Raw genomic sequence first — 6157 nt, 5'->3', positions numbered from 1 at the left:
GTGTATAAGAGACAGGTACGGGAGTCGGACCCGGGAGCGCCGAGGACGGGAGCCTCGCGGCGAGGAGCGCCGAGGCCGGCCGTGCCCGGGACCAGTGCCGCGGAGCCGGAAGTGGTGGGCCCGGACGCGCTGGGGGCACGGGTGCCCGGGGCGGAGTCGCCGGACATAGGGACGTCTGAGCCTGGAGGACCGGTGTCGGGCGTGCCCGCGCTGCTCCGGGAGCACGGGCGGCCCATTCGTTACTCCTATACGGAGCGCGATCAGCCGCTCTCCGTCTATCAGACGGTGTTCTCGCTGCCCACCGAGGACGGGACGGGCAGTGCGGAGATGCCCAGTGCGGCTCGGCCCTTCACCGCGCGGCTCGTGGCAGAGCTGGTGAGTCGGGGGGTGCAGTTCGCGCCGATCACCCTGCACACCGGGGTGGCGTCGGCCGAGGTGCAGGAGCCGCCGTATCCGGAGCCGTTCGCGGTGTCGGAGGTGTCGGCCCGGTTGATCAACGCGGCCCGGGCCGGGGACGGGCGGGTGATCGCGGTCGGGACCACGGCCGTGCGGGCCGTCGAGTCCGCCGCCGGGGACGACGGGGTCGTACGCGCGCGTGCGGGGTGGACCGATCTCGTCGTGACACCGGAGCTGGGTGTGCGGGTGGTGGACGGGCTGCTGACGGGGCTGCACGAGCCGGAGGCCTCGCATCTGCTGATGCTGGAGGCGGTCGCCGGGCGGGCCGCCGTGGGCCGTAGTTACGAGGAGGCGCTGCGCGGGCTCTACCTGTGGCACGAGTTCGGGGACGTGCATCTCATCCTCCCGGAGGAGGACCCTCACGCGGCGCGTTGCTCCCGCAACTGCGGGTGAGGTTGGCGCGCGGTCGATGTGAGCCCGCACATAGGGCGCAGATCACGTACTAGCGGACATAGGAGATATAGGCGCCCCACTTGAGCGGGACAGACGGCCCTGTCTGTCCCGTTTTGCCCTGGACCGGTCAACTACCCGGGATCGTACGTCACACCTTTGCCAGGGGTTTTTGCGGCCGCTAAGAATTGCAGCCGTCGCTCAGCGCCGCGGATCCCGGTCCGCGGCGTTTGTGCCGGAAGCACCCGCGTCCCCGCCGGACGGTGAGCGACCTCCGCGCAATTCGAAGAGGTCCATCCGCCATGCCCGAGAACTCGAACACTCCTGGTCATAGTCGCCTGACCAAGCTGAACAAGCTGACGAAGCAGCACAAGATCGCGCTCGCCGGTGTCGCCACGCTCGGCGCCGCCGCACTCGCCTTCTCCGCGGTGCCCGGCGACACGGGGACGACCACGAGCGACGCCGCGACCTCGACGAAGGTCGCGTACAGCTCGGAGCCCATCAAGGGCGTCAAGGCCAGTGTCACCGACCAGCTCGCCGGTGCCAGTGTGAAGACCGAGGCGATCCAGGCGAAGGCCGACGCCAAGGCGAAGGCGGCGAAGGCCAAGGCGGACGCCGCCGCGAAGAAGAAGGCCGCCGCCGAAGCCGCCGCCAAGAAGAAGGCGGAGGCCGCGCGCAAGGCCAAGAAGGCCGCGAGCCGCTCCACCGAGCGCGTCAAGATCCAGCCCGTCGCCGCGACGACCTACGCCAACAACCTCAACGGCTGGATCAACCACGCCCTGGCGATCATGAAGCAGAAGGGCATCCCGGGCTCGTACAACGGCCTGTACAAGAACATCATGCGGGAGTCCTCGGGCAACCCGGGCGCCGTCAACGGCTGGGACGTCAACGCGGTCAACGGCACCCCGTCGATCGGTCTGCTCCAGGTCATCCAGCCGACGTTCAACGCGTACCACGTCTCCGGTACCTCGTCGAACATCTACGACCCGGTCGCCAACATCACCGCCGCCGCCAACTACGCGGCCGACCGGTACGGCTCGATCGACAACGTCAACAGCGCGTACTGAGACGCGTACCGAGGCCTCCGGCGGACCTCTGGGTCTCGGTATCGACGCCGAAGGGCGGCACCCGTGTGAGGGGTGCCGCCCTTCGGCGTCTGCTTTTCAAACTCAGGTGAGTTTGCTTTCCGGACTTACTTCCGCCTGGCTCACTTACGCATGGCTCACTTACGCATGACCTCGGGCTCGTGGCGGCGCAGGAAGCGGGCCACGAAGAAGCCGCAGATCACGCCGAGGACGATCAGGGCGGCCATGTCCATGCCCCAGGCGCCGACGGTGTGCTCCCACAGCGGATCGGCGCTGTCGCCGGGCTTGGGCGGGCTGATCTTGTTGAAGTCCAGCGTGGCGCCCGCGGCGCCGACCGCCCAGCGCGAGGGCATCAGGTACGAGAACTGGTTGACGCCGACCGCGCCGTTCAGGGTGAACAGGCAGCCGGTGAACACGACCTGGATGATCGCGAACATGACCAGCAGCGGCATGGTCTTCTCGGCCGTCTTCACCAGTGCGGAGATGATCAGGCCGAACATCATCGCGGTGAAGCCGAGGCCCATGATCGGAATGCAGAGTTCGAGCATGGTCTGGGTGCCGAGGACCAGGCCCTGCTTGGGGATCTCCCGGCTGGCGAAGCCGATGACACCGACCATCAGGCCCTGCAACGCGGTGATCACGCCGAGCACGAACACCTTGGACATCAGGTACGCGGAGCGGGACAGGCCGGTGGCGCGCTCCCGTTCGTAGATGACCCGTTCCTTGATCAGTTCGCGGACGGAGTTGGCCGCGCCGGCGAAGCAGGCGCCGACCGCGAGGATCAGCAGGACCGTGGTGGCCGTACCGTTCGGAATTCTCTGGCCGTTCGCCCTGGCCGGGTTGGGCAGCAGGCTGTTGCCCGAGTCGATGAGCAGGCTCACCGCGCCGAGGACGGCCGGCAGGATCACCATCAGGGCCAGGAAGCCCTTGTCGGAGGCGATCACCCCGACGTAGCGGCGCACCAGCGTCATGAACTGGGACATCCAGCCCTGCGGCTTCGGCGGCTTCATCGCCTGCATCGGCGGCATCTGTACGGACTGCGGAGCAATCGCGTCGATGTCCGCGGCGTACATCTGGTAGTGCTGCGAGCCCTTCCAGCGCCCGGCCCAGTCGTAGTCGCGGTAGTTCTCGAAGGCGGAGAAGACATCGGCCCAGGTGTCGTAGCCGAAGAAGTTCAGTGCCTCCTCCGGCGGGCCGAAGTAGGCGACGGCGCCGCCGGGTGCCATCACCAACAGCTTGTCGCAGATCGCCAGTTCGGCCACGGAGTGGGTCACGACGAGGACCGTGCGGCCGTCGTCGGCGAGGCCGCGCAGCAGCTGCATGACATCGCGGTCCATGCCCGGGTCGAGGCCCGAGGTGGGCTCGTCCAGGAAGATCAGCGAGGGCTTGGTGAGGAGTTCCAGGGCCACCGAGACGCGCTTGCGCTGGCCGCCGGAGAGGGAGGTGATCTTCTTCTCTTTGTGGATGTCGAGCTTCAGCTCGCGCAGCACCTCGTCGATACGGGCCTCGCGCTCGGCGCCGGTGGTGTCGGCGGGGAAGCGCAGCTTGGCCGCGTACTTGAGGGCCTTCTTGACGGTCAGTTCCTTGTGCAGGATGTCGTCCTGCGGGACCAGACCGATGCGCTGGCGCAGCTCGGCGAACTGCTTGTAGAGGTTCCGGTTGTCGTAGAGGACGTCGCCCTGGTTGGCGGGCCGGTAGCCGGTGAGCGCCTTGAGCAGGGTCGACTTGCCGGAGCCCGACGGGCCGATGACCGCGATGAGCGACTTCTCCGGTACGCCGAAGGAGACGTCCTTGAGGATCTGCTTGCCGCCGTCGACCTCGACGGTCAAGTGCCGGGCGGAGAAGGAGATGTCACCGGTGTCGACGAACTCCTCGAGCCGGTCCCCGACCAGGCGGAACGTCGAGTGGCCGACGCCGACGATGTCGTTCGGGCCGAGCAGCGCCGAGCCGCCCTTGGTGATCGGCTGGCCGTTGACGTACGTGCCGTTGTGCGAGCCCAGGTCGCGGATCTCGAAGCGGCCGTCGGGCGTCGCGTGGAACTCGGCGTGGTGGCGCGAGACTTGGAGGTCGGAGACCACCAACTCGTTCTCCAGCGCACGGCCGATGCGCATCACGCGGCCCAGCGAGAACTGGTGGAACGTGGTCGGGCTGCGGTCGCCGTAGACCGGCGGCGCCCCCGCGCCGACACCGGGTCCCGACTGCTGCGGAATCTGCGAAGCGGCCGGCGGCTGGAAACGCTGCTGTTCAGGCGTCTGCGCCGGCGGTGCCTGCTGCGCCCAGCCGGGGCCCGCGCCCTGCGCGGCGTACGGCTGTTGCTGCGGCTGGGCCTGCGGCGTGGCCACGGCGGCCGCGGCGCCGGACAGGCTCAGGAGCGGCCCGTCGGTCGCGTTGCCCAGATGCACGGACGAGCCGGGGCCGATCTCCATCTGATGGATGCGCTGCCCCTGCACGAACGTGCCGTTGGTGCTGCCGTGGTCGTCGATCACCCAACTCCGGCCGCTCCAGCTGATCGTGGCGTGCCGCCAGGAGACCCTGGCGTCGTCGACCACGACGTCCCCCTGCGGATCACGTCCGAGGGTGTAGGGCCTGGACGCGTCGAGCGTCCAGGTCCGTCCATTCAATTCCAGTACGAGTTCCGGCACTCCATGCCCCACTGAGTAGTCCCCCGAGTTACCCCCATCACAGGGAGTCTAGGGATGGCGAACATCGTCGGGAACTATTTCAGGCTGCACCCCCTGACCGAAAGTCGGGCCTTGTGAAGACCACGCCGGTACGCGTTCGCCGGTTCCGTTGACGGGGTTGAAACCGACCCGGAGAGTGGTAATCCACGCGAGGGGGGACACGCGTGGTGTCCGCACCGCGCCGCGGATCGGGGGGTCTGCCATGAGCTCAGCGACGAGTGTCAGGACGGCGAACTACGACACGAGGGTGCCCTGGGGTGACGTCCTGCTGTCCGCGATCGCCGCGGTGAGCTGGGCGCTGATAGGGATGGCGGGCACGGCCGCACTCGGCCTGCACCTGCTGGGCGCCGACACGGCGGGCTCGCTCGGCCCGATGACCGCGGCGGTGGTGGCCCTCGGCGCGGGCGGTTCGGTCACCCCGACCGGCGACGTCTCCGCCTTCGGCCTGACCGGCGCCCAGGCGACCACGGCCGTGACGATCACGCCGTTGGGCGTGAGCCTGGTGGGAGCGCTCCTGCTGTCGTATTTCTTCCTACGGTCCCTGCGGGCGGCCGGAGTTGTGATCGCCCCGGCCGAACTCATCGCGCGCGCGGGCTCGGTGATCGCGCTCTTCGTGGCGATGCTCGGCGGGCTGGCCTGGGCCGGGCACGACGTCATCACCATCGACGGAAGCAAACTGGGCCTCGACAAGCTGACGGGCGGCGGCGGTAGCGGCGGCGGGGTGAACATCCCCGGCCTCGGGGACATCGGTGACATCGGCGGCCTGCTCCCGGACAAGCTCGGCGACCTGGTCAAGGCGAAGGCGGCGGTCGGCTTCACCGTCGACACGGCGCCGACCCTGCTGGGCGGCCTGGGCTGGTCGGCCGGCATCCTGCTGATCGCCCTGCTGGCGTCCCGCCGTACGCCCCTCCCCCGCGGCTGGGAGGCCGTCCACCGCGTCGTACGCCCGGCCGCGTCCGCCCTCGTCACGGTGCTGCTGGTCGCGGTGGCGGCGGGGCTCGCGGCGGCGGCGTACGCGGCGATCGGCGACGACCACCCGAAACGCATCGCGGGCGCGGCGCTGCTGGGCGCGCCCAACGGGGTCTGGCTGGGCATCCCGATCGGCCTGTTCGTCCCCTGGGACGGCAGGGCGACGGGCGAACTGGCCAAGCTGCTTCCGCATCCGCTGGACGAACTCCTGAGCGTGAAATCCGACCAGCCGGTGACGCTGGGGCGACTGGCCGAACTGGACGGCCGGGTTTGGCTGTTGGGGGTCGCGGCGGCGCTGATGATGTTGCTGGCGGGGGTGTTGACGGCAGTGCGGACGCCTACGGGGGTGGGGGCCGGGACAAGTACGGCGGGTCGCGGGAGTGCCCTCGGTTTCGCCGGGCGGTGTGCCGTGCGGCTGGGGGTCGTCACCGCGCTGACGTTGCCGTTGCTGGCCTGGCTGACGGATGTGTCGGTGGACGCGTCGCTGTCGGTGCTGGGGTTCGACGCGTTCGGTGCGGGGATCGAGTTGCACGGGCATCTGGGCATGGCGTTGCTGCTCGGTGCGGTGTGGGGTGC

The 6157-nt window shown here is 69.3% G+C and carries 4 protein-coding genes; 3 read left to right on the top strand and 1 reads right to left on the bottom strand.

The features are described 5' to 3' along the window. Together ACNFOC_RS49330 and ACNFOC_RS49325 are read left to right on the top strand one after the other, a co-directional pair. On the top strand, positions 1 to 849 hold an 849-nt coding region (locus ACNFOC_RS49330; protein ID WP_416965530.1), incomplete at its 5' end, for an S-adenosylmethionine:tRNA ribosyltransferase-isomerase. 299 nt (positions 850 to 1148) lie between these two features. Further along, entirely contained in the window at positions 1149 to 1913 is a 765-nt protein-coding gene (locus ACNFOC_RS49325) for a transglycosylase SLT domain-containing protein (RefSeq protein ID WP_416965529.1), read from the top strand. Positions 1914 to 2068: 155 nt separating this feature from the next. Here ACNFOC_RS49325 and ACNFOC_RS49320 read toward each other — a convergent pair whose 3' ends face one another. Continuing rightward, complete coding sequence (locus ACNFOC_RS49320) at positions 2069 to 4573, bottom strand: ABC transporter ATP-binding protein/permease (protein WP_416965528.1); 2505 nt, start codon at positions 4571 to 4573, stop codon at positions 2069 to 2071. Positions 4574 to 4814: 241 nt separating this feature from the next. Here ACNFOC_RS49320 and ACNFOC_RS49315 point away from each other — a divergent pair. Continuing rightward, positions 4815 to 6157 (top strand): streptophobe family protein (locus tag ACNFOC_RS49315; protein ID WP_416965527.1); only part of this gene is annotated, 1343 nt, incomplete at its 3' end.

The organism is Streptomyces colwelliae (assembly GCF_048158785.1).
In the GTDB taxonomy this organism is placed as follows: domain Bacteria; phylum Actinomycetota; class Actinomycetes; order Streptomycetales; family Streptomycetaceae; genus Streptomyces.
The sequence above is the reverse complement of the archived record's forward strand: the minus strand, read 5'-3'. Positions and strand labels throughout refer to the sequence as shown.